18 protein-coding genes, 3 tRNA genes and 2 pseudogenes are annotated in these 23,779 nt (G+C 42.9%); 9 read left to right on the top strand and 14 right to left on the bottom strand.

What is annotated here, in order from left to right:
* Positions 1–528: 528 nt before the first annotated feature.
* Positions 529–1,227 carry a hypothetical protein gene (locus MA_RS05855; protein WP_011021148.1) on the bottom strand — a complete coding sequence of 233 codons (699 nt, stop codon included), beginning with the start codon at positions 1,225–1,227 and terminating at the stop codon, positions 529–531.
* A gap of 687 nt (positions 1,228–1,914) precedes the next feature.
* On the opposite strand from MA_RS05855, the gene MA_RS05850 reads away from it, so the two are divergent.
* The 5 genes from MA_RS05850 to MA_RS05830 all read left to right on the top strand — a co-directional run bounded on the left by MA_RS05850 (position 1,915) and on the right by MA_RS05830 (position 7,630).
* Positions 1,915–2,370: a MarR family winged helix-turn-helix transcriptional regulator gene (locus MA_RS05850; protein ID WP_048065043.1), complete on the top strand. Its 456-nt coding sequence runs from the start codon at positions 1,915–1,917 to the stop codon at positions 2,368–2,370.
* Between the two features lie 22 nt (positions 2,371–2,392).
* A complete protein-coding gene (locus MA_RS05845; RefSeq protein ID WP_011021146.1) occupies positions 2,393–3,820 on the top strand; it encodes an MATE family efflux transporter in 1,428 nt (475 codons plus the stop codon).
* A 172-nt stretch (positions 3,821–3,992) separates the two neighbouring features.
* Positions 3,993–4,931, top strand: coding sequence for an ABC transporter ATP-binding protein (locus tag MA_RS05840; RefSeq protein ID WP_011021145.1), 939 nt, complete (start codon positions 3,993–3,995; stop codon positions 4,929–4,931).
* Positions 4,932–4,940: 9 nt separating this feature from the next.
* The gene (locus MA_RS05835; RefSeq protein ID WP_011021144.1) at positions 4,941–6,374 is read left to right on the top strand and encodes a COG1361 S-layer family protein; all 1,434 of its coding nucleotides are present in this window, start codon (positions 4,941–4,943) and stop codon (positions 6,372–6,374) included.
* A 35-nt stretch (positions 6,375–6,409) separates the two neighbouring features.
* Positions 6,410–7,630: an ABC transporter permease gene (locus MA_RS05830; protein WP_011021143.1), complete on the top strand. Its 1,221-nt coding sequence runs from the start codon at positions 6,410–6,412 to the stop codon at positions 7,628–7,630.
* A gap of 256 nt (positions 7,631–7,886) precedes the next feature.
* Here the strand turns inward: MA_RS05830 and MA_RS05825 are convergent, their stop codons facing one another.
* The 3 genes from MA_RS05825 to MA_RS05815 all read right to left on the bottom strand — a co-directional run bounded on the left by MA_RS05825 (position 7,887) and on the right by MA_RS05815 (position 9,518).
* Positions 7,887–8,762 carry a cation diffusion facilitator family transporter gene (locus tag MA_RS05825; protein ID WP_011021142.1) on the bottom strand — a complete coding sequence of 292 codons (876 nt, stop codon included), beginning with the start codon at positions 8,760–8,762 and terminating at the stop codon, positions 7,887–7,889.
* Between the two features lie 477 nt (positions 8,763–9,239).
* A tRNA-Leu gene (locus MA_RS05820) sits at positions 9,240–9,324 on the bottom strand.
* A gap of 106 nt (positions 9,325–9,430) precedes the next feature.
* Positions 9,431–9,518: transfer RNA gene (locus tag MA_RS05815), tRNA-Leu, on the bottom strand.
* A 154-nt stretch (positions 9,519–9,672) separates the two neighbouring features.
* Between MA_RS05815 and MA_RS05810 the strand changes: the two genes are divergently transcribed.
* The 4 genes and pseudogenes from MA_RS05810 to MA_RS05795 all read left to right on the top strand — a co-directional run bounded on the left by MA_RS05810 (position 9,673) and on the right by MA_RS05795 (position 14,487).
* Positions 9,673–10,590, top strand: coding sequence for an IS481-like element ISMac4 family transposase (locus MA_RS05810; RefSeq protein ID WP_011021141.1), 918 nt, complete (start codon positions 9,673–9,675; stop codon positions 10,588–10,590).
* On the top strand, positions 10,580–10,756 hold the full coding sequence (locus tag MA_RS26585; protein WP_157860107.1) for a hypothetical protein: 177 nt from the start codon (positions 10,580–10,582) through the stop codon (positions 10,754–10,756). The genes MA_RS05810 and MA_RS26585 overlap by 11 nt, the downstream gene beginning before the upstream one ends.
* Positions 10,757–11,454: 698 nt before the next feature.
* Positions 11,455–12,984 (top strand): tetraether lipid synthase Tes, encoded by a 1,530-nt coding sequence (tes, locus tag MA_RS05800; protein ID WP_011021139.1) that lies wholly within the window; start codon positions 11,455–11,457, stop codon positions 12,982–12,984.
* Positions 12,985–13,349: 365 nt separating this feature from the next.
* Positions 13,350–14,487 (top strand): annotated as a pseudogene (locus tag MA_RS05795) (glycosyltransferase family 4 protein).
* 595 nt (positions 14,488–15,082) lie between these two features.
* On the opposite strand, the pseudogene MA_RS05790 reads toward MA_RS05795, so the two are convergent.
* The 10 genes and pseudogenes from MA_RS05790 to MA_RS05745 form a co-directional block, all read right to left on the bottom strand.
* Positions 15,083–15,884 (bottom strand): annotated as a pseudogene (locus MA_RS05790) (DNA-directed RNA polymerase subunit D).
* A 72-nt stretch (positions 15,885–15,956) separates the two neighbouring features.
* A complete protein-coding gene (locus MA_RS05785) occupies positions 15,957–16,337 on the bottom strand; it encodes a 30S ribosomal protein S11 (protein ID WP_011021138.1) in 381 nt (126 codons plus the stop codon).
* Between the two features lie 2 nt (positions 16,338–16,339).
* Positions 16,340–16,996 carry a 30S ribosomal protein S4 gene (locus MA_RS05780; RefSeq protein WP_011021137.1) on the bottom strand — a complete coding sequence of 219 codons (657 nt, stop codon included), beginning with the start codon at positions 16,994–16,996 and terminating at the stop codon, positions 16,340–16,342.
* 23 nt (positions 16,997–17,019) lie between these two features.
* A complete protein-coding gene (locus MA_RS05775) occupies positions 17,020–17,508 on the bottom strand; it encodes a 30S ribosomal protein S13 (RefSeq protein WP_048066175.1) in 489 nt (162 codons plus the stop codon).
* 418 nt (positions 17,509–17,926) lie between these two features.
* Entirely contained in the window at positions 17,927–19,501 is a 1,575-nt protein-coding gene (locus MA_RS05770) for a hypothetical protein (protein ID WP_226990774.1), read from the bottom strand.
* A complete protein-coding gene (locus MA_RS05765) occupies positions 19,488–20,195 on the bottom strand; it encodes an ATP-binding cassette domain-containing protein (RefSeq protein ID WP_011021134.1) in 708 nt (235 codons plus the stop codon). Before MA_RS05765 ends, MA_RS05770 begins: the two co-directional genes overlap by 14 nt.
* A gap of 568 nt (positions 20,196–20,763) precedes the next feature.
* Positions 20,764–20,846: transfer RNA gene (locus MA_RS05760), tRNA-Ser, on the bottom strand.
* 112 nt (positions 20,847–20,958) lie between these two features.
* On the bottom strand, positions 20,959–21,975 hold the full coding sequence (locus MA_RS05755; protein ID WP_011021133.1) for an RNA-guided pseudouridylation complex pseudouridine synthase subunit Cbf5: 1,017 nt from the start codon (positions 21,973–21,975) through the stop codon (positions 20,959–20,961).
* A 312-nt stretch (positions 21,976–22,287) separates the two neighbouring features.
* Positions 22,288–22,830 carry a (d)CMP kinase gene (gene cmk, locus MA_RS05750; protein WP_011021132.1) on the bottom strand — a complete coding sequence of 181 codons (543 nt, stop codon included), beginning with the start codon at positions 22,828–22,830 and terminating at the stop codon, positions 22,288–22,290.
* Positions 22,830–23,450 (bottom strand): DUF106 domain-containing protein, encoded by a 621-nt coding sequence (locus MA_RS05745; protein WP_011021131.1) that lies wholly within the window; start codon positions 23,448–23,450, stop codon positions 22,830–22,832. The genes cmk and MA_RS05745 overlap by 1 nt, the downstream gene beginning before the upstream one ends.
* Positions 23,451–23,779: the final 329 nt, after the last annotated feature.

Below are 23,779 nucleotides of genomic sequence, written 5' to 3'. Positions count from 1 at the left end.
TGTTTTTAAACAGCTTAAAAGCAGTTTAACATCTTATAATGTCATTAACCATGAATGAAATTATTTTCAATCATTTAATGGCGAAAAAACTGTAATTAGATTTTAAACACATTACCAATATTTATATAAATATGAAATCCATTCATGCGAAATTTTGTGAAACAACCATATAAAATATTAACAATTTACACATATATAACAGTATTTGAGTTTTTACATAACATTGTTTAAGTTCATACAGTTAAACCTTGCATATGATAATATTGAATGGTAATTTTTTAAAGGTTTTAAATGTAATTTTTTGATAGAATAATCATTTAAGATCCTTTTTTAGTTTTTAAAGCCTTTTTGTCAATTTTGGCAAAACCTTAGTTGAGAAGAAAAGAATCAGGATTTCGGTATAATTTGAGAAGAAGCCGTTTATTGCCTGCTAAGGTTCAGTGAAAAGATGAGGATTCCCCGATTAACCAGGACTTGAGATGAATGCCAAAAAAAATAAAACAGGACCTGTGAGAATCACTATTAACTTCAACCCACCAGACCGACACTGAACTCATAATATTCACCCTCGATCTTGAGATACGACCTCATGTCATACGTGTTACTTATGTAATAGACTTGATCCCCGAATTTGAGAAATACACCACTATATTCTTCATTATACCCATTTGTGAATTTCAGAAAACTATCCCATTCATCCGAAGAGATCCCATACCATCTATCCACAGATGGATACGGTTGACTGATAGTCTTTTTAATGGGGGGAAATTGTTCAAGATCTTCAACAGTAATCTCCGTATAAGGAGGGGTATCAGTCGGGACTTCATCCGTACTCCATACCGTGGCACGGACCAACATTTCAAATGGATAAACCGGTTCAGCTTCTTTTTGTGATATCAGGTAAGATAACCGGTCCCTTTCATCACTAGTTGTTTCCAGTTCGGTGATGTGCCCGTATGTACTCTTATTATTCAAACCCTGAAGTGTGGGAAAATCTTTCAGTTCTTCAGGTGTTATTTCCACATAATACTCAGGTTCGTAGTCTAATTTAGCGAGCCATAAAGTAGGACCGTAGGAAAGCCTCTGCAATATGAGCGGGGAGATCATGACAACAACAATAACAAATAATACGGCAACGGCTACAGCCAGTACTTTTAAAACCCTGAAACTCTGGTTCCTCTCTCCTGATTTTGGATTTACTTTTTCTTTCTTATCCGGATCTTCCATTCTTATCCCATCTGAATTTACTTTTAAATTTGCAGCTTACCATAATTTTACAGATTTGTCCCCACTCCCACATGCATAAAACATGAATACACAGGGACAATTGCGAGGAAATCTTCTCTCAAGAGAGTTTAACCACCCTCTATTATTTCCTCAGAGACGCCTTACATTGATTCTTGTAACGAATGTCATCCGATTAATAATAAATTATACATATATAAATTAAAGAGAGATGATTATTCATTCTTTTTATTAAAATATTCACACCCTCAAGGCCCTAAATAATCAGACTTTTCTGTTAATTACAACAAGAACTCTTCAGTATGAATAAAATACTTTTCTATTCTACCCTGAAAACTATTTTCCATTACTTCAAATCCTCCAAATTCTCCCTGATACCAAAATTGGCACTCAATTTTAATTTCATGTGAAATTAAAATTCACAGAATAAATTTGTGCCGATGGTAGGTGTAATAAGTCCCTTGTTTTTTATTTTAGACAAAATAATCCTCCTTAGTCATATTTTTATACGAAAAATTGAGGATTATCACCCACATATTAGTTTCATACGAAACTAATATATACTCCATAATACAATTAAGCATCATATTAGTTTCACATGAAACTATTGCAAAAATAGTCTTGATTTCAAAAAAGCTTTCAGTTCCATAAATGAAGAAAGGAAAAATTATGGCAGACCCAAAAGAAATATTCGGCCCGATTGTCCACATCTACCGGACCCATCTAGAGTACATGGCAAAAGAACTCGAAGTTTACAGGATTGGAAGCGGGCAATATGATTTTTTAATGGTTTTATACCACAAAGACGGCATCTCTCAGGAAAACCTTGCAAGAATGTTGAAAGTAAGCAAAGCGACAAGCACAAGGGCAATCCAGAACCTGGAAAAAGAAGGGTATGTGTACAGGGAAAAGGACGAAAATGACCTTCGGGCTTACAAAGTTTACCTGACAGATAAAGGGAAAGAAATGAGAGGTGTGATTTTTGAAAAACTGGTTTCTTTTATTGATGTCCTTTTTTCGGATTTTACACCGGAAGAAAAAGAAATTTTCAGACTACTGGCCCATAAAGCTGCATTAAAATTTTTCGAACCCGGGTTTGAACCCCCATCTGAAAAGCCGGATTGAACGGAGTAAATAGCGACTGAGAATGAAGACAGAGACGAAAAACATGGAAGAAAAAAGTGAGTTTCTGGGAAAAGAGAGTACAGGAAAACTCCTGTTCAAACTCTCAACTCCTGTGGTAATAGGAATGCTGGTGCAGGCCATCTACAATGTTGTAGACACCTTTTTCGTAGGAGTGGCTTATGGAACGGAAAGTGTCCAGGCCATTGGTGGGCTTTCGATAGCTTTTCCGGTCCAGATGATAATAATGGCTTTTGGAATCGTTCTCGGGACAGGAGGCTCCTCCATAATCTCCCGTGCCCTTGGAGCAAGGGAAAACAAAAAAGCTGAGAGAACTCTTGGAAACGTTTTTTCCCTGAGTTTAATTTTAAGTATGCTTATAGCCGTCCCCTGCCTTTTCTATCTTGAACCGATTCTAAGAGTATTCGGAGCAACTCCCGGAGTCCTGCCATATGCGAGAGATTATCTTAACATTATAATTTTGGGAGGAATTTTCTTTGTATTCGGAGTGGCTGTTCAGAATATTGTCAGGTCCGAAGGAAACGCCCGCCTTGCAATGAATGCCATGCTTATAGGAGGCGGCCTCAACATTTTACTTGATCCGGTCTTCATGTTTGGTTTCGGGATGGGGGTTAAGGGTGCTGCAATTGCAACCGTACTGGCCCAGGCCGTAGCTTCAGTCTTTCTCCTGCTATACTACCTTAAAGGAATGGGGTCTGTTCATTTCAGGTCAGAAACCTTGAAACCGGACCTGAAAATCATTAAGGAAATCGGAGCTATCGGTACCGGGTCCTTCGTGATGGAAAGTGCGAGCAGTTTGATGATGATTTTCGTGTACAATGCGCTTGCAGATTACGGCGGGGATGTAGCAATTGCCGTTTTTGGCATAACAATGAAAATTAATTCCTTCATCTTCCTGCCCCTCCTGGGTATGGCTTTTGGCCTGCAACCGATTGTCGGGTTTAACTACGGAGCAAAGAAATATGGAAGAATAGTCGAAGCCGTAAAACTGGCTTTAGTAGCTGCAACGACCTTTGGGCTTCTTGGATTGCTTATCGTTTACCTCTTTGCAGAAAAACTTCTCATCATTTTCAGTGCAGATCCCGAATATTTGGAGCTTGGGAAAATTGCTGCAAGGATTATGTTCCTGGGAACGCCTTTGATAGGTTTGAATGTAGTTACAACCATCCTGTTCCAGGCACTTGGAAAAGCCAGACCTGCATTCATTCTTTCTGTTAGTCGACAGCTTCTCTTCCTGATTCCTGCCGTTGTCCTTCTTCCCCGTTTCTATGCTCTAAACGGGGTCTGGGCAGCCTTTCCGGTTTCAGACTTACTGGCGTTCATGCTTTCCGGGTTCATGCTTATCAGGATATACAGGATTTTCAGAAAGAATAAAACCTCTTCAAAAGTTGCCACAGAGTTGGAAGTGACAGATAAGCCGTTACACATCTGACAACTCATAACTGAATAATCAAACCGTACCATGAAACCGTTTGTTGAAAAGATGAATATTATGAACCAGAAAAGCTCAAATCTCCAAAAAAATGAAACTAAGCCGCCTTAAAAAGGTAAAGCACAGCCTGAAAAATTAAACCTGGATACAACTAGCTTTTTAGAGGAAATTTATGACACTTACTGAAATGATAGAGACCTTCAAAAAGGAGCTTAATCCCTCAAAAATTATGGATTCACTTGAAAAAACCGCGAGTTTCTACGATGAATCGGAAAACGATTCAAAGGCAAGTGGTTCATGGGAGGAGCTACAAAACCAGGAAAGAAGTTCAGCCGCTGGTTTTTTCCACAGCTCTGAAAGGAGCAGGCTCACCAGTGACGAAAGAGAACCACTTATCAAACTAACCGATGTCTGGAAAATATACCAGATGGGAGAGGTTGAATTTGCAGCTTTAAAGGGAATAGATCTGGAGATCTACGAAGGAGAATTTCTGGTTATTCTGGGTCCCAGCGGAAGTGGAAAAAGCACACTTATGAACCTGCTGGGCTGTCTTGACATACCTTCAGAGGGCACGGTTTACCTGGATTCAAATGACATCTCAGAACTCGAAGAATCCGAGCTTGCCCGCATCAGGGGACAGATGATTGGCTTTATTTTCCAGAGTTTCAACCTGATTCCCACATTGAGTACGGAAGAAAACGTGCTCTTGCCTCTGGAGTTTCAGGAAGAAGACGCACATTTAGCCCGAAAAAAAGCCGAATATCTGCTTGACATAGTAGGGCTTTCAAACAAGAAAACAAACCTGCCATCCCAGCTCTCTGGCGGGCAGAAGCAAAGGGTTGCCATAGCCCGGTCCCTGGCTGTGAACCCGCCTATAATCCTGGCAGACGAGCCTACGGGAAACCTGGACAGCAAGACCGGAGATTACATCCTGGAATTTCTGGACGGATTGCATGAAAAGGAAGGCAAGACGATTATCATTGTGACCCATGACCTGGACCTGGTAAAATATGCAACAAGAGTTGTGTACATCAGAGACGGTGAAATCGAAAAAATTGAAATACGCACGAAAAAAGAACCAAGTACGATAAACGAATCGGATATGAATTGAGGAATAAAAATGAAAAAGTTTTCTTTGCTAACAATTTTGCTGTTGTTTTCAGCGTTCATATGCCTGGGAGCCGTAACAGCCTTAGGGTCTACAGGGGACATAACGTCCTCATCCCTGGAGGTAAGCCTTACTAATCAGAACCCGGACTCTGCTCGCCCAGGAGAACCAGTTGAACTTACCGTTAGCGTGCAGAATGTGGGAACAAAGGATGCAAAAGATATTACGGTCACCGTCAACCCGGAATATCCTTTCAGCAAAATTTCAGGAGAATCCCTTGTAAAGACGGTTTCGTACCTGAATGCCCGGCAGGACGACGACGAGGGAGCTGTTCTCAAATTCAAACTCATGACAGATACCAACGCATCTGCCGATACATACGATATAGACATTGTAACAACCTATAAAACCGGATCAGGATCCTCGGCAACTACATACACCACTACAAAAACTGTCACTATCGAGGTCAGAGGGAAAGAATACGCTCAGATTGTGACCATAGACAAGGCGAATATCGACATTGCAAAAGAAGAAACTCTTGAGTTCATCGTAACGAATACCGGAACATCCCCTCTGAAAAACATGGTGATATCCTGGAAAGACCCTGACGGCGTGGTCCTCCCGGTATATTCGGACAACACCAAGTATATCAAGTATCTGGATGCCGGAGAATCCGTAACTATCACTTATTCAGTAATGGCAGATGTAAACGCGGATCCGGGACTCTACACCCTTGACATAACCCTGACCCTTGAAGACTATGACTCAAATGAACAAACCATCAATACTACAGCAGGAGTTTTCGTGGGCGGTGAAACCGACTTTGACGTTTCGTTCTCGGAAAGCGATGAAGGAGAAATTTCGCTTTCAGTTGCAAACGTGGGCAACAACATCGCATATTCAGTGAAAGTCTCGGTTCCGGACCAGGAAAATTACAAGGTATCGGGGAGTTCCTCAACAATTGTAGGAAATCTTGAGAAAGGAGACTATACAATCACTACCTTTGACGTTGCGAGCACACAGGGTGCCGTAGGAGCTGAAGGTAGTACAGGTGGACCGGGTACTGCAAAAGCAAGTACTGAAGAAGGAAATTTAACCGCTGCCTCCGTGGAAAACAATCCCCTGTTAGTCCAGATTGAATATACGGATGCAAAAGGAGAGAGAATAACCGTCGATAAGGAAGTAGAACTCGAGATTACCGGCGGAACCATGGGTCCACAGACAGGAGGACCTGGCAACAGCGGTGGCATCACTTCGTACCTGCCATATATCGCGGTAATAATACTTGCGGGCGGAGCATTCGTGTACCGGAAGAAAATAGGAGAAAAGATCCGGGAAAGGAAAGAGAAAAAATCCGGAAACAAAAAGCCTGAAGGCAACCGAATAACTGCAGCTAGCAAAAAGCCGGAAGAGCAGAAATACGTCAATGAGACGTCAAAAGACTGAAAGACCAACATCCACGGAAAACGGAAGGATGCAAGATGAGAAATTCAACCTACCTGAAAATGGGCCTGAACATGCTCCTGCACAGTAAACTCAGGAGCTGGCTGACCATTATCGGGATAGTTATAGGGATCGGGTCTGTTGTTGGTATCCTTTCTCTGGGAGAGGCGATGGAAGAACAGGTGCAGAGCAGACTTGACGAAATGGACCTGACCATAATTACCATTTCCCCCGGATATACCAGAGCATCTTCAAACATGCCAGGCCCCCCCAGGGGTGGAGGCACATCAACTGATGTCGAATTAACCGATGATGATATCAAGGCGCTTCAAGGTCTGGACGGGATCGAATATATAGCCGGGCAGATTTCCGGCAGCGAACCGGTGGTTTATGCAGGGGAAAATGCTACTATGACAATCACAGGAGTGGATCCCCAGGTCTGGCAGTATATGACCACGCTTGAAACGCAATCAGGAAGGCTGCTTGAGCCCTCAGATAAATATGTAGCAGTCATAGGAAGCGGTGTTGCCACTGATACTTATGACCAGGAAATTGGAGTCAATCAGGTAATAACAATCAACGGAAAATCAGTGAGGGTCGTCGGCATCCTTACGGAAGAGGGGTGGGGAGATAGAAGCATCTACATGCCAATAGATACGGCAGTAAACGTAATTGACGATGCAGAAGACGATGTCTTCGATACTATCACGGTAAAAGCCAAGAGTGAAGACCTGGTAGAAGGGCTGATGGAAGATATTGAGGACAAGCTCATGGTCTCAAGGCATATTATTCAGGAAGATGACCAGGACTTCTCCGTAAGCGCTTCAAAGTCGATGGCGGAGTCCGTTACCGAGATGACGAGTTCGATGACCCTCTTCCTCGGAGCAATTGCAGCCGTTTCCCTCCTTGTAGGGGCTGTGGGGATTGCAAACACCATGTTTACCTCTGTCCTGGAAAAGACAAAGGAGATAGGGACTATGAAAGCCATTGGAGCAAAGAACAAAGATATCCTCATGATTTTCCTTTTCAACTCCGCAATGGTAGGCTTTGTTGGAGGTGTCCTGGGAGTTACACTGGGAGCCTTTGTTTCATCCGGGCTTCAGGCAATGATGGGGCAAATGACTTCGGGAAGCGGAGTAAGTCTTCACCTAATAGTTGAAGGCCTGGTCCTTGCAATCACAATAGGTATTATCTCAGGAGTGGTGCCTGCGTACAGGGCCTCGAAGTTAAAGCCAGTAGATGCATTGAGATATGAATAAACAGATAAACGGAAAAAAGAAAGGGAACCAAACCCTTTCTTAAAGCCTGATGATTTTCAGGATTTGAAACAAGACTAATTTTCGAAGGTTGAGTTCTCGAAGGTTGAGTTCTCGAAGGTCGAACTCTCAAAAGCAGAATTACAGGAAAGGAAGACAAAAGGTCCTCAAACGGGCTTAAAGTATAGCACAGGGTTAATGGCATAGAGTTATTTAGTTTCAGAAATTAAAGATTTGCCTCTATGTCTTTCTCCGTACATCATCCTTTCAATTCGAAAATACATTCCGTTCCAGAACAAAATCCTTCGCTTTCCAGTTCAAGCGTTGAGTGTTCTATTTGATGTTTCTCTAATCTGCTTTTGATAGACTGTCTCATTTTATCCGGTCTTGCCAGATATTCGTCTTCCACAACAACGTGAGCTGTTAAAATATCCGTTTCTCCTTCCAGAGACCATATATGGAGATCATGAACCGCCTTCGTTCCTTCGACCGATAAGATGGATTCCTTAACCTCATCAATGTCGATATACTCCGGGACCCCTTCCAGAAGAAGGTTAAATGTTTCCTTTGCATTTTTAAAAACCCCCCATAATACAAAAATAGTGAACCCTATCGTCATTATGGGATCAATGATAGGTTGGTTCCAGAAGCCTATGATTACCGACCCGATGAGCAGGACTACCCATCCCAGAATGTCTTCCAGAAGATGCCATGATAATATTTTCTCGTTCTGGCTAATTCCTTTTTTCAATCTGAAATATCCCAGTCCGTTTATAGTGACCCCGATGATCGCAATTAAAAACATTCCTTCGGCATTTACGGGTTCCGGATTGAGCAGGCGCGGGATTGCCTGAGACAGTATAAACAAAGACCCGGCTATAAGTACAATGGTAGCAAACGCTGCAGATAAAAGAGATAACCTCCGATACCCGAAGGTCATCTTACTCGTTGCAGGTTTTTTTGCTTTCTTTTCCGCAAACCATGCAACTATTAATGCCAAACTGTCAGCAAAATCATGCATCGCATCAGCCAGCAGTGCCAGGCTATTTGTTAAGATTCCTCCGATTAATTCTATAATTGTGAAGAGTATGTTCAGAGATGCGGCAAATCCCACATTTTTTTCTCTATCCCCCATAAACAGTTCATTATTTCATATTGCTGTTAAACCTTATGTTCGCATGGAACTGAAAACCAAAACGCCAGAATGTGAGGTTTTTCTGAGAATCTTAAATTTATAACGGGAAAACACTTATAAGGGAATTATTGGCCGTTGAAGACGGCAGCGATCCCTCATAAACTGGAAGAGCCATCCCAGGACTGGAGGAGAAAGCCTTGCATTTATCTCTTCCTGCACGGCAATGGATCCAGACCAGCCGCTAACCGGATAAAAGCTACCTGAAAAAAGGCACCAAAGTTAAGAGGAAAATACTGAAGAAACATCTGTAATTTTAGTCTGCTTAAACAGAATTTACTACTCTCATTCATAAGTTAGTCCTCTTGAGCGAGCTAAGCGAGCGAAAAGGGCAGCGTGCTCCCGAATCGCAATTCGGGTGGCGCAACTCGGGAAACAAAAGGATTAAACAAAATAGTTACTCAAAAAGAAAAGATTGGATGCGAGGGATGGGATTCGAACCCACGAATTCCTACGAAACTAGGCCCTCAACCTAGCGCCTTTGACCTGGCTGGGCAACCCTCGCAATTTGATTAAGTAGATGAATAAGTAGATGAATGGATTTCAATGACTTTTTATAAAATTTTTCTGGGAAAACATACCGAATTTAAATTTGACACAATTAAGAAATCTGGTGCGAGGGATGGGATTCGAACCCACGAATTCCTACGAAACTAGGCCCTCAACCTAGCGCCTTTGACCTGGCTGGGCAACCCTCGCATCGTGTTTTTCCTGTAAAATTCCGGCGCTCCTTGCGCCTTGCACTCCCTCACAATATCATGGATAATATATAAACGTTTCGAGTCGGGAAGGATAATGTTTTATCCCGAAATTATTTCGCGCTAAATATGTCGGTTGTAATCCCTTATCTTTTGTGAAACTTAATGGAAAAAAGATACGTTGGATCATTGCTCAAAAATCGAAAGGTGAATCTACCTCGACGATAGCTGAGATCCAGGGGATCTCAGCCCGTCGAGTTCAGCAGATCTACAAAGAATACGTTGAAACTGGTCAGCTTCCTCAAGTTGGCATTAATCTTGGAAGACCAAAGAACCCCTTATCCTCCTCTGATAAGGAATTGATTGACCAAACTTACTCTGATTATAAGTTTGGAGCCTGTTACCTTGAGATTCTCATCGAAGGCAAATATAATCGTAAGATATCTCATAACAGAATCCATAACTATCTACTTAGCATGGACCTTGCCAAGGAAAACCGAAAAAAGAAACAGAGAAGAAAATGGTGTAGATACGAACGCGAACACAGCATGTCTGCTGCACACATCGATTGGCATGAGAATCCCCTGTTAGGACTGCAAGTCTGTGCCATTCTTGATGATTCATCAAGAATGATAATTGCAGGTGGAGAGTACGTTCATTGCAACACGGAGAACACCATTAAAGTGATTGATGAACTTGTTAAAGAGTACTGGGACATATACCCTTTAAGAGAGCTCATTATGGATCATGGAAGTGAATTCGGAGCTCACAGGATTAATAAGGATGGTTCATGGGATAGTGACTTTAAAAGATGCATTGAAGAACTTGGAATCAAACCAATACTTGCAAGGGTAAGACATCCTCAGACAAACGGAAAAATAGAGAAATGGTTCGATACATATCAAAGGTTTAGAGGAGAGTTTGAATCATTTGAAGAATTCGTACAGTGGTATAACAAGAGGCCTCATGGAGCTTTGAAACTTGAACAGTTAGAATCGCCACAGGAAGCATTCTGGAATAGATTACCAGTTGAGGCAAAGTTCAGAATAGGAGTGAGATTGTTTGGGTGGTGAAAACATGGACAAGAGGAAAAAAGTTTCAAAGCGAAATTATTTCAGGACAAAACAAGTCGGGAAGGATAATGACAAGAATTTAAGGAAGATTCCGAAAAAAACATTTCAAAAAGGTGTTCATATACAGGTTATGTCCTTGAATTACTGGTCAGTTCTAAAAAAATGAACAAATATCCTGCGCTTAATCAGCGGAATATAGCACAAAGAAATTGGGAAATTTTAGTCGGAAACAATCATTATAGGTCTTATAACCTGAATAAAAGATATTTCCTTTGAGCTCATCCCAAAACCCAGTTTTAATCTCAATTATCAGAATAATTCAAGATTGCTTTCGTAATCAGAACCTTTGTTGGTTACTTAAATTAAGAGATCCAAAAAAGCAAATTTTGAGTTTTGGGATAGACTCTTTAATAAAGTCAATTAAAGGCCAAAAAATGTTTTCTCACCTTTTTCATTATTTATTAAATATAAATTCAATGAATTTAAATAATAATAGAGCTTTATTTAATAGAAGGGGAAAGAAAAACGAAGGGGAAAGAAAAACAAACAATTCTATGAAATGGCAGAGGAAAAAGCTTAAAGAAGTATTTGAGAATTGTAACGTATCCTTCACACTTCATATTATAATCCAAAATATTATCTGACAGAGCTTTGATTGTGGGGGACTTTGTCCGATAAAATCTGGAAACTGGATTTTATGTAAAAAAATCGAAGATTTCGATTTTATTCGGGAAATGTGGCGATATATAACCAAACTGGGAAGGAACTCTACTAACAAACTCAAAAATCTTTGGTAGTGGGAGCTGTGGAAAAACTGCAACAAAAACCTCTCAAAACCTGACTACGCAACCGAGGTTGTGAATTATGGGATCAGCAGGTGTTTACAAAAGTTTGGTTTACAAAAGTTTGGGTAAGAAAAATGCGAGACAAACGAACTCTGTTTGCCCTGAATGCAAAAGAGTAATTGCAGCTTCGATCTTTGAGGAAAACGGAAAAGTAATAATGGAAAAAGACTGTCCTGAGCATGGAAACTTCAGAGATGTCTACTGGTCAGATGCAGAACTCTACAGAAAATTCGAAAAATATTCATACACGGGGCCAGGAGTCCCAAACTTCCAGATTTCCAGTTCACTAAACTGCCCTTTTGATTGCGGGATCTGTTCTGCTCATGAAACAGAGACTTTGCTTGCAAACATAGATGTTACCAACAGATGTAACCTTGCATGTCCTGTCTGTTTTGCAAATGCAAGAGTAAAGGGGTTTATATGCGAACCAGGTTTCGAAGAAATCAGAAAAATGATAGAATTACTGAGAAAAGAAAAACCTGCTCCCTGCAGTGCCATTCAGTTTACAGGCGGGGAACCGACAGTAAGGGATGACCTCCCGGAACTTATTGAACTGGCTGAAGAACTGGGTTTTGCGCAGATTCAGATTGCAAGCAATGGAGTTCGCCTTGCAAAAAGCACTGAATATTGCAAAAGGCTAAAAGATGCCAGGTTGCGTACTGTTTATCTCTCCTTTGACGGGGTTACTCCGGAGCCGTATATCGAAAATGTAGGTTTTAACGCTCTGCCTGTAAAGAAAAAAGCCATTGAAAATTGCAGGAATTTTGGGCCTGAAAGTATCGTACTTGTGCCAACCCTTGCAAAAGGTGTAAACGATTCCCAGCTAGGAGGGATTATCCGTTTTGCAGCCGAAAACCTTGACGTCGTAAAAGGAGTTAACTTCCAGCCAGTTGCATTTACAGGAAGAATCGACCAATCCCAGAGAGAAAAGAAGAGGATTACCATACCCGACGTCATGAAACTCGTGGAAGAACAGACCGGCGGGGAAATTCCCTGCAATGCCTGGTACCCGGTATCTTTTGTGGTTCCTATAAGCCGTTTCCTATCAGCTATGAGAAATATCCCGATTCCTGAGTTGACAGCCCACCCTCACTGTGGAGCCGGAACCTACGTTTTCTATGAAGAAGGGCATTTTATCCCCATTACAAACTTTTTTGATGTTGAGAGTTTTATTGAACTCCTGAAGGAAATAACCCCTGAGATAAATGGAAGAGTGAGCAGGGTTCTAAGCCTTGCAAAGGTTATCAAGCAAGTACCCAAATTCATCGACGAAAAAAAAGGACCGAAATCAGTAAATACCACCAGAATGATCCTCGACCTCCTTAAAAAAGGCGACATGGAGAATACATCACGTTTTCACAGAAACACCTTATTTCTCGGAACAATGCACTTTCAGGACTTATACAACATAGATCTCGAAAGGGTCAAAAAATGCGGGGTACATTATGCAACGCCGGACGGTAGAATAATTCCTTTCTGCACATACAATATCTTTCACAGGGATTCCGTTGAGTCAAAATTTTCAGTGCCTTATTATTCTGAAGCATAGACCTGAACAAAAATAACAGGTTTAAGAAGCTCGGAAAAAAAGTATGGTAACTTCCAGCTTGGAAAAGAATCATTACAAAATTGCTGAGTTAAAGGATGCATACTTTTCTTCATTATAGGCTAATCCGATCGGAAAATGCCATTAAGGTTGCTCTGGATAATACCAGTTGATTAACCAGAGACCACTAAGCCATTTGATGCTGAAAATAACGGTAAATTTTGACCAGTCCAGAAGACGTCTTAAAGTTTCAGATATATAATGGCATGTAACAGGTAAGGGAGGCCTGTTACTCTCCATTACTCAGTTTCTTAATTCTAATTTTAACAAAAAGGAGTCAGTGGGTTTATGAAAAGATCCGGATAGGAATGTTTTCCTGGGAAAGCTTGTATTCGGTACGTATAGGAGGAATTTCACCTCATGTGTCTAAACTCTCTGAAGTTCTTGCAGCAGAGAGACATGAAGTCCATCTCTTTACACGAAGCCGTGAAAACAACGACGAAATAATCAACCGTGTCCACTATCACAGAGTTGCCTGTGATCAAAATGGGGGGTAGTGGAGCAGATGAACAGGATGTGCGACAGTATGTACTGTCGGTTCCTGGATGTGAGAGAGAAGGTGGGGGAGTTTGACGTCCTGCACGGGCACGACTGGCATCCGGTAAATGTTCTCTGCAGGATTAAAGCCCGTTTAGGGCTGCCTTTTGTGCTGACCTTTCACAGTACTGAATGGGGACTTAACGGAAACCGTCACGGAGAATGGTGGGAGGCAAAGGAAATATCTCACAGGGAGTGGCTCGGAGGATACGAATCCTCTGACGTGATCACGACCTCGGCAATATTGACAGAAGAAATTCGGCACATTTACAAAATTCCCGATTACAAGCTCTGGGAAGTCCCTAACGGCATAAATGTGGGAAGGATAAAAAGAGAAATCAATACAGGAAATATAAAAAGGCACTATGGCATCCATCCGTGTCTTCCAGTTGTACTTTTCACCGGAAGGATGGCATATCAGAAAGAACCCGACCTGCTGGTTGAAGCTGCGGCAAAATTCCTCAAAAAAAGGCATGCTCAGTTTGTACTCATTGGAGAGGGGAAAATGCGCGCTTACTGTGAATATAAAGCTCAAAAGCTTGGCATAGGTAATTCCTGTAACTTCCTCGGGTATGCCCCTGATAATACTGTAATCGACTGGTTTAATGCCTGCGACCTTGTTTGCGTGCCCAGCCGGAACGAACCCTTCGGAATTGTTGTGCTTGAAACCTGGGATGCAAAGAAACCGGTAGTTGCAAGCGATGCAGTTGCCCTTGTGGAAAACTTCAGAACAGGTGTTGTTGCTTATAAAGAACCTTCTTCCATTGCCTGGGGTCTTAATTACGTTGTTGAAGGACTTGGCCGTAACAGAATGGGGAAAAAGGGTATGATCTTCTCCTAAAGAAATATAACTGGAAAACAATAGCTGAAAAAACCCTTGAAGTATATGAAAAAGTGATTGGAAAATAAGGTCCTATCATAGCTATCATAAAATTATGCAGGAAAAAACGGATAGGGCCTACGCACCTGAAGTGACTTAAATGCAAGTTTAAACTACTGTGTTTGATGTAATTGATTCTATACTTCCAGTGCGTAAGTCCTAAAATTGTATTTTTTCTAATTGGTATAAGAATAATTTAGGCTCTTCGCTGAGATTTCAACTCTAGAACTCGCCTGAAAAATGTACAGGCTCTCACCAGGGCTCCGATTAACAGAGTAATAAAAATTACATAGACAAATGTACCTTTTAATCCCCTTGAAGTTACAAACCAGATAAACCGGTTTAGTTCAAGTTTAACAGATACATATTTTCCGGCAACAAATAATTTAGTAATTTTTTTACAGCCACTTTACCACTTTATACATTAGCTTTTGTAGTAGGGCTCATATTTTCTTATTATTTCTTACTTATCAGAAATAGTTAATTAGCCAAGTTTTTAGCTTTGTCTGAAGGAAAAGAAGAAGAGAAACAAAATGAATCTCCAGAGAAAGAGCAGCCCCTTAAGAGTTCTCAAAATAAGAAGACATGAAAAAATGAGATTTGGGCCTGCATCTGAGCAGAGGCTCAGAGCTGGTCCAGAATTGCCAGCATCTCTTCAGCTTTGCCCTTAATCACATTCGCAGCGTTGAGGACAAGGTCTTTAGCTGTATATGAACCATCGGACTCCATGGTAAAGACAAAAGAGTTTTCATAGAAGTCCACTTTGATCGCGTTAATGTCGCATACCTGCTCACAGAGCCTGCAGATGGAACACTTCATGATGTCTTCCTCGGCAATCTTAGCTCCGGCCTCTTCAACACTGATAATTCCCTTCGGACATTCTGCCGCACAGTGTCCGCAGGCATCGCAGTTTTCAATGGTAATTACAGGCATGTTTTTGTAGCCGCATGCAACACCGGCCCTGCCACTTAACGCTGTCTCTACCGTAACCCATGTGGGCAATAGCCTCAAGCACAAGTTTCTGTCCCTTTTTCAGCTCAACAATCGGAACATTAGGATCTGCCGGCTGTATCTTGGGGTCAGAGGAGATCAGGTCCCGAGAATAAACGGTTCCTGGGCCTTCCGCACTGAGGGTCAGGGAGACCTCGCAGGCGGGACAGCCCTCTCCTCCGCAGACATCGCACTCAGCCTGAGGCAAATACGTCTCTATATCCGTTGCAAGCGGGATTAAGGAGAGACGGAGAGCCAGCTGTTCATCATAGAGTACGGAGGTGTTGTCGTAAAGATTTACATACTCGATTGCAAGAGTGGGTACATCGGCGACCATAGCGCGCCGGATGCCGTTGGCAAAAGCCGTGCTTACATTTGATAGCACAAACTTTGCAGATCTGTCCGATAACTCCAGAATGTCTACTTCCATCGTCATATGCCTTAATTCCCCTTAATTTTGAATACCTTAAAAAAAGAGAATTTTGAAGAATTCTCTGAATAATTCGCTTTATACACGCCTTCCGCCTTTCGGACGAGTGCCGTCGTGCGGGACAGGAGTGACATCCTCGATTCTGCCAATGCGGATTCCTGCTCTTGCAAAAGCCCTGATTGCAGCCTGTGCACCGGGCCCGGGACTTCTCTGCTTGTTTCCTCCGGGAGCTCTTACCCGGATATGGATTCCATTAATACCCTTGTCCTTGAGCTGGTCAGCAAGCTGGCCTGCCATCTGCATGGCAGTGTATGGAGAACTTTCGTCCCTTGCAGCCTTTACAACCATACCACCGGAAGACTTTGCAATGGTTTCAGCCCCGGTAATATCAGTAACTGTGATAATTGTGTTGTTAAATGAGGATTTGATGTGAGCTACAGCCCATTTCATATCTGCCATGTTTATCTCCTCCCTCCTCTCTTCCTTCTTCCGCCGCCTCTCTCAGGAGGCTTTTCTCTTGCCTGTTTTGCTTCGGCAGCAGCTTTAAGGGTTGTTCCGCTGTCCGCAAGGAAGGATGCAACCTGGACAGGTCTTTCAGGGTGGGATTCATTCTTAAGAGGGGAGTTTCCATAATACCCGATATGCATCTCGTCCTCCTTTGAGACCAGCATTCCCGGAATTGTAGCTTTTCTTCCGTTGATTGCAATGTGGCCGTGAGTAATAAACTGGCGCGCCTGGATAACGGTCCTGGCAAGCCCTAGGCGGAGAACCTGGGTCTGGAGCCTCCTTTCAAGGATATTTTCAGTCTTTAAAGAGAGAATATCGTCAATGTTGGCATCAGATTTTATAATACCGTAGCGAATGAGCTTGGAAAGAATTTCTTCTGACTGAGTCCTGTAGTGGCCCTCGAGTCCTCCTTCCTGCCCGCTAGCGACGTGTGCAAGAAGTTTCCTGGCTTCGGACCTGTACATCCTGAGCATACTGGCTGCTTTCCAGACTTCCTTCTTGTTCCTGAGGCCGTATGCCTTTACGAGCTGGACTTCAGTAGCCATCCTGGCTTCCTGCCAGGGATGCTTGGGAGTCTCATAACTTTTACTTTTCTTACCTGGATATGCCATTTCAAATCACCTTAACCGAAAAATTACTTCTTCCTGCTCACACCGACAGTTGATCCGCGGCGGCCTGTGGATTTTGTCCTCTGTCCTCTGACCTTGAGGCCTCTTTCGTGCCTGAGCCCTCTGTAGGCACGGACCTTCTTCAGGTTGTTGATGTCTTCCCTGAAAGTCAGCAGGATATCCGTTCCAAGCAGGTGCTTGTCCTGGCCGGTGGCAAGGTCTTTCTGCCTGTTAAGCATCCAGCTAGGGACAATGTCTTCAAATTTTCCGATTGCAGTGTCGAGTTTGGCTACTTCCTCTTCCGGAAGATATCCAAGTATAGCAGACGGGTCAACCCCTGCGCCCTTTGCAATGAGTTTTGCAGTACGTCTCCCGACTCCGGGAAGACCTGTAAGAGCATACTGTACGGGCTTTGCCCCCTGCAGGTCGGTATTCATAATCCGAACAAGATGCCTTAGTTCTTCGTTGTTATTTTCTTCTACCATATACTTCCTCCATTGGAGTGCATACAGCATCCTGTAGCCCCTGTCGAATACCCTCAAAGAATATGCGGAAAACTCAGGAGCAGCTCTCAAAAGGAGCTTCTTTACAGCACATACTGATGAGTTCCTTTACATGAAGCTGCCAGTATATAAGGATATCTGCGCTCACCCCCCACTGAAAGCGGATGTTCGGAGGAACTGAAAGCTGATAGCGGAAGAGTTACTGAATAATTAAAAGACGTGAAGAAAGGATGCATAATTAAAATTAAGCTAAAATTGTCATGACCTTTCTGCGTATGTGTGCCCACGAATAATTTATTTTCTTGAACGGTGTTTTTTCTGAGGATTAAAAGTAACCTGGGTCCGGATCAGGCACAAACTTATTTGACTTGCTACTGCAGAAAAGGGCGGTTCAACATCTGCCCTTTTTTTAGTTTACATAAGTCCGCTATTACCGCAGCTTAAATGTCTTTGGTGCAAGCTTGTATGCAAGAAGCAAGGCGACGGCGATATATACAATGCAAAATACGGAAACAAACGTGCCGAAAATTAGAGTTGGAACTTCCTTGCCGATAGCAAGATAACAGACGATATAAGTAAATGAATTGACAATGGCAAAAGTGCCGCTTTTCATTTCAAGATTGATATTGTAAGGCTGCAAAAGATAATAGAGCACCATGTTGTGCACCGAAAAAAATACCGACATGGCGATAATGGAAACAAACAGCAGTACATAATTGAGCGCATTATCCGTTCCGCCTGTAAACCATAACAGAAACGGTAGCCCAAGTGCAATTACCGAAGCTGGCATCAAGTTAATCAATAGAATGGATTTCAGCCGTTCCGTAAAGAGGAGCAGAATTGCACGCGGTTGCCTGTAAAACCTGTAGGCAAGCATACTGTGGTCACAGTTCATGAACATGGCCTGGGTGATAACCTTTCCGCGATTAACAAAATACATGACGAACAGAAAATAAGGCAAAAAGGTCAGCATCATCCCGTTTATTATCGGCTTTGCCTCCTGAAGAAGAAAACAGGCCATGATGGAAAACGCAAGCGCTACAAGGGAAATCAAGGTGATTTGTTTGGCCGATTTGGTCAGCAGACTGCTGTGCCGCTTAACAAAAAGGTCGTTGAAATACCGATAGCCGCTTTTGCTACTTGTTGCCTTAAGGTCTATTTTCTTTTGCAAAGATTTTTGAGTAGCCCGTGCAACCATATCTTTTCTGTTCATAGCAAAACTATCCGCTGTGAGAAGTTCCTTGCAAATCCTTCGGTATTCGGGGAATTTGAGCACATACAAAAAGGAAAACAACGCCATAACAGCGGAAATGACAAACAGAGCGAGGAAAACAGCTCCGTTCATGGCATAGCCGAGAAACGGCGGGAGATATGCCGCAGTCGATGATACAGCAATGCCAACCAGAGAAACCGGATTGAGCTGATTTTCATTTTTTGCATGGCCGGTCCTGACATAACTATGAAGCGCGAGGGCAGTAAAAATAAGTTTTACGGAAACAACAAAAAGCGGCATCAAAAGGCAGATAGCAAGATCTACCCCGGAAAGCAGTCCTAAAAGCAGCGTGGCAGGCAAAAATCCGACAACAGTTTTCAAAAGGAAATAGAAGTAATTCGAAAGCGTATACTCCCGCGCGCTCATTCGCATGAGAAAAATGGCATAATACTTGTCTCTGGTGGGGCGAAATATCTGCGTGTTAAGAAAACCACCTGCTATGGTCAGAAAGAAAAACATATGCATGAAGCTGTTTGCAGAACTGCTTTTCATAGAGTCTTTTAGAAGGAAGACCAGAATAAACATATAAAACAGCTTGCCCAAAAACATCGAGACAAGCTCCCACAGGATGCTGACAAAATTGGCAAATCTTTTCAGCCCCGGGCTTCCATAAAGCGAGACCGGTAGCAGCCCGTTGATTACAGGGATGGATTTGAGCGAATAGATGACGCCATTGGCTCTATATGTGTTTTTCAGCCTGAAGGACGTAAGAAAAGTTTCAATCACTCTCATCCCTTCTGAGGGCCTGAATAATCCTATCCTTAAAGGCCTCGTTACTGAGGCCATCCTTTTCCATTTTTTCCAGAACCCCCCCGCTCAGGATCACGATCTCGTCGCATAAATCCAACGCAAGCTCCATAATATGAGTGGAAAAAATAATAATGTGGTCTTTTTTGATTTGGCGCAGCAGCGTCTTCATTTCGTCGGCGACCACAACATCAAATGAGGTCAGTGGCTCGTCTAAAAGCAGAATTCCGGGATTTGCGATGAAGTTTACAAGCATTTGCATCTTGTTCTTCATGCCATGGGAATAATCTTTCAAAAGCCTGTCGCGATCCTCGCTTCCAATCATTATAAAATCGAAATATTCATCAATGGGCTTAATGTCCGGAATATTTTTCACGTTGATGTCAAGAAAGAACTTTAAAAATTCCCTACCTGTTAAAAACTCCGGAACAACCGGCGTCGACAGAACATATCCGATATCGTCCGGACAAACCTCTCTCTTCACTCCGTTTTCTTCAAGGAGAATTGAGCCGCCGTCAATCCTCAAATCTTCATTGATGCAATTAAACAGCGTAGTTTTGCCTGAGCCGTTTCTTCCGAGGAGGCCGTAAATTTCCCCCTTTTCAAAGGCAAAGCTTGCACCCCGCAAAACCTCTTTTTTGTCAAAGCTTTTCACGATATCGTTCAGGATCAGTTTCATTTTCAATATTCCTTCTCTGTTTGTTTCCGTTTATTTCTTTCGTTCCCGCCTGAAATCAATCGATCATTTTTCAACGGGGTCCTTGCCTTAACATTGTCAGATTAACTTCTTTTTTCGATCCCAATTCCTTTATAATCCCGTCTACTCCATGCTTATAGATTTTTATTCACTTTTTCATTATTCACATCCTATTTCTTTTTATTGAGAGCCTGATCTGTTGCAAATTTGCAACCAGTACCAGGAAAATGTAGATTTACCAGTCTCAAGAGCAAGAATTAATTCAATTTCATGCGTTTTCGGTTAAGTGAGGAAACGTGACAAATTGCTTCCATTTCCACAAAAGTTAATAAATAGTTTGATAGGTTACGGGATGAAAAATGGTATCGATTTCATGTAAACAGGCCAAAATTTAATTTATTGGTTAGTCTGAAGTATGAAAATTAAAACTTCTTCTCTTATTCCTTCCTGGCTATCAATAGCTACAGATGTAAACATAATTTAGAAAAAAACTTAAACATAATTTAGAAAAGGATTGTAAACGTAATTTAGAGAAGACTTGAAAACATGACGCCGAGGGGGAGATTTGAACTCCCGAGGGGCTAAGCCCCACAAGCTTTCCAGGCTTGCGCCCTACCGCTAGACTACCTCGGCACAGAGCTTATGGCACGGCTTATACCATAACGGAATAGTGGTATATAAATCTTATTCTAAGAATAGATAAGGAAGAAAGAAATTAAAAAGCAGGAAGAAGGAATTTTAAAGGTCAGAGCCGGACACTCTCCTCTTTTTTAGTCCAGCCCTTCGGGTAAGTTCCTGCTTCCATAAGCACGCGGATAGGAGAAGCTGCAATCCCGGCAGATGCTTTGAGAATCTCTTCAGTGTTCATTTCAGCTTTTGCAAGCGCAACGAGTTCCCCTTTTAAGGTAAAGAGCGCTGCAAGTTCCCCTTCAGCCAGACTGGAGTCCAGGCTCGTAATGCCCGGGACTGCCAGGGAAGCGCCTGAACAGACCGCATCCACTGCACTGTCCCGCAGGATAATTTTGGGGAGGTGGGATACGGCAGATTCCATTGGCCGAATCACCCTTCTCAGTTCGGACTCATCCCCGTCCTCCTTCCAGAACACATAGGCATCTTTCAGCTCATGGAGAGTGACAAGGGTTTTTTCCGTAAACGGCCCTGCTTTAGTCCTGCGGAGGGCCTGCATATGTCCGCCACAGCCCAGAGCAAGCCCGATATCGTGGCAGAGTTTCCGGATATAGGTTCCTGCCTCACAGCCAACGCGGAAGAGTACGGACATGCCCTCGATTTCGAGCACCTCGATATAATAGATTGTCCTTACCCTTATGACCCGTTTAACAGCGGACTTGATCGGGGGCATCTGGTAAATGGGCCCTGTAAATTCCTCGCAGACCTTGCGGACAAGCTTCGGAGGCATAGCCCTGTGAAGCTTCAGGTGGCAGACATACTCTTTTCCCGAAAGTCTCAGGGCAGGCACGGCTTTTGTGGCTTTCCCGAGCAGGGTAGGTAAAAGCCCTGTAACCTTCGGGTCAAGAGAGCCTGCATGCCCTGCAGTATTAACGCCAAGGATGGCTTTTACCCAGGCTGCAACTTCGTGGCTTGTGGGTCCACTGGGCTTGTCGATGTTCACCACTCCTTTTTCGATATATTCGAGGATAGGGCGCTTTTCCGGAGCACAGCCGTAGACCGGATTTGTCCAGGCGCCGGACTTCCGGACAAGGGTTCTTTCAATCTCAGATGGCAGTTTGCCGGCGGATGACATGGTTTTTCAAAACTCCTGGGTTCTGGTTAAGGATCAGGCACACATATCGTGGGCAGATATCCAGCAAGCACATAGATTTCCGGTATGGATATCCGGTTGAGATTCTCAGTAGGGATATCAGTTGAAAGATCAAGTTGAGATTCTCAGTAGGGATATCAGTTGAAAGATCAAGTTATGAGATCAAGCTGGGATTTTCAGTTGAAATTCTCAGTATGGATATCCATAGTATCAGGGTTTGCAGATAAAACCCTGCGCCTGCTTAAAAATCTGCCCGAGAAAAATGTCCCGAAAATAATCGGACCGGGAGAAAAATCACTCCGGTCCGACAAGAGCATCAATAGCGACCCTGAGGATATCAAGAGTCTGGTACTGGTTCCATTTTTCAGAATCGATAACGATGTCGTAAATTGACAGGTCCGTGATGTCAATCCCGTAGTAGTTCTTATAGCGAAGGGCTTCGGACTTTTCCCTTTCAACTGTTTTTGCCAGTTCTTCGTCAAAGGAAATTGTTTTCTCACGCCTCTGGATGCGCTTAACTCTTGTCAGCAGGGGGGCCTTTATCCAGATTTTAAGCACATTGGGCACTCCTTTGGCCATGTGACCTGCAAGCCGGCTTTCGAGAACGAGATCGTCCTGGGTGTGGATGATGGATTTCTGGTTTTTGTCGATATCAAGGTCAATTGAGGGGTCTTTTTCAGCCATAGCTCCGAAATCTGCCAGGCTCATTCCTCTCTCCTTTGCCATCCTCCTGAAAATTTCTCCGGAAGAAATCAGCTCGAGCTCATAGTAATCAGACAGGAGCCTTGAGAGGGTTGTTGTCCCGCTTCCGGGAAGCCCGCTCACTGTGATCTGCATCAGACCCCACCGATATTAAGGCCCTTCCTGATAAGCTGGCTGACCCCGAGAGAGGAGATAAAGTACCAGTAGATCCAGTGCTGGAAGGGACCAAAAACCGGAGTCGTAAGCAGCTGTTCGCCCCAGAAAGGAAATACCATGGTGGCATTCCCGTGCCCGCTTATGAAATAGTAAGCCCACATGAAGAGAGGCAGGGAGATAATACTGATGTAAGCCATGGGCTTGAACTGCTGCTTTGACATCTTCATCTGGTCTTCCATCATCTCCTTACGCTGGTCTTCAAGCTTTTTCAGCATATAGGTGTTCTGGGAAAGCTGTGCCTCCCTAAACTCCTTCTGAAAGACCTTCATGCGCTCCTGGGTATTTCGCATGAGTTCCCAGTCGATAGTGTATTTCTGTATAAGGGATGCATAGAGGGCAGTGATAATCGCCATTACCAAAAGGATCAGATGGAAATTTTCCTGTCCGACCAGAGAAAGTACGGGATCCATTATCACCCCTACCGCTTCTCCCATAGATTGCCTGAATTCCTGTCCAAGGATCATTATCCCGAACATGAGGGAAAAACCAAAGGCCAGCAGGAACCGGTCAATTTGCTTTTTTAATGTCTCCGAAACCAAGTTGTCCTCACCATTAAGGTTCGATAAATGTTAATTCTGAAATTTTGATTATGATTTTACGATTCCTTCAAATTAAGAACGAATCCAAGAAAATGAAACCTGATAAAACATAACGCACAAATAAACAAGCTCTAAGGAGAGCCCTATTTAAATTGTTTACGCAGGGTTTTCAGGTTAATAAGTTTCGATGTATATATAAGTTATACTATTTACTCAAAATTTGGTAGTGGGGTTTTCAATCTGGAAACATAAAGAGATGTTAAGGAGGAAAGCCATTTTCAATGCTCGATAACTTCAAGTCCCGGACCTTCTAAAATGCGGACCCTGCG

This window comes from Methanosarcina acetivorans C2A, from assembly GCF_000007345.1.
GTDB classification, from domain to species: Archaea; Halobacteriota; Methanosarcinia; order Methanosarcinales; family Methanosarcinaceae; genus Methanosarcina; species Methanosarcina acetivorans.
The sequence above is the reverse complement of the archived record's forward strand: the minus strand, read 5'-3'. Positions and strand labels throughout refer to the sequence as shown.

Excerpts from the sequence above, each read along its gene's own strand:
- MA_RS05855 (WP_011021148.1), bottom strand. The coding sequence starts at position 1,227 with ATGGAAGATCCGGATAAGAAAGAAAAAGTAAATCCAAAATCAGGAGAG.
- MA_RS05850 (WP_048065043.1), top strand. The coding sequence starts at position 1,915 with ATGGCAGACCCAAAAGAAATATTCGGCCCGATTGTCCACATCTACCGG.
- MA_RS05845 (WP_011021146.1), top strand. The coding sequence starts at position 2,393 with ATGAAGACAGAGACGAAAAACATGGAAGAAAAAAGTGAGTTTCTGGGA.
- MA_RS05840 (WP_011021145.1), top strand. The coding sequence starts at position 3,993 with ATGACACTTACTGAAATGATAGAGACCTTCAAAAAGGAGCTTAATCCC.
- MA_RS05835 (WP_011021144.1), top strand. The coding sequence starts at position 4,941 with ATGAAAAAGTTTTCTTTGCTAACAATTTTGCTGTTGTTTTCAGCGTTC.
- MA_RS05830 (WP_011021143.1), top strand. The coding sequence starts at position 6,410 with ATGAGAAATTCAACCTACCTGAAAATGGGCCTGAACATGCTCCTGCAC.
- MA_RS05825 (WP_011021142.1), bottom strand. The coding sequence starts at position 8,762 with ATGGGGGATAGAGAAAAAAATGTGGGATTTGCCGCATCTCTGAACATA.
- tes (WP_011021139.1), top strand. The coding sequence starts at position 11,455 with ATGGGATCAGCAGGTGTTTACAAAAGTTTGGTTTACAAAAGTTTGGGT.
- MA_RS05785 (WP_011021138.1), bottom strand. The coding sequence starts at position 16,337 with ATGGCAGATATGAAATGGGCTGTAGCTCACATCAAATCCTCATTTAAC.
- MA_RS05780 (WP_011021137.1), bottom strand. The coding sequence starts at position 16,996 with ATGGCATATCCAGGTAAGAAAAGTAAAAGTTATGAGACTCCCAAGCAT.
- MA_RS05775 (WP_048066175.1), bottom strand. The coding sequence starts at position 17,508 with ATGCTGTATGCACTCCAATGGAGGAAGTATATGGTAGAAGAAAATAAC.
- MA_RS05770 (WP_226990774.1), bottom strand. The coding sequence starts at position 19,501 with ATGAGAGTGATTGAAACTTTTCTTACGTCCTTCAGGCTGAAAAACACA.
- MA_RS05765 (WP_011021134.1), bottom strand. The coding sequence starts at position 20,195 with ATGAAACTGATCCTGAACGATATCGTGAAAAGCTTTGACAAAAAAGAG.
- MA_RS05755 (WP_011021133.1), bottom strand. The coding sequence starts at position 21,975 with ATGTCATCCGCCGGCAAACTGCCATCTGAGATTGAAAGAACCCTTGTC.
- cmk (WP_011021132.1), bottom strand. The coding sequence starts at position 22,830 with ATGCAGATCACAGTGAGCGGGCTTCCCGGAAGCGGGACAACAACCCTC.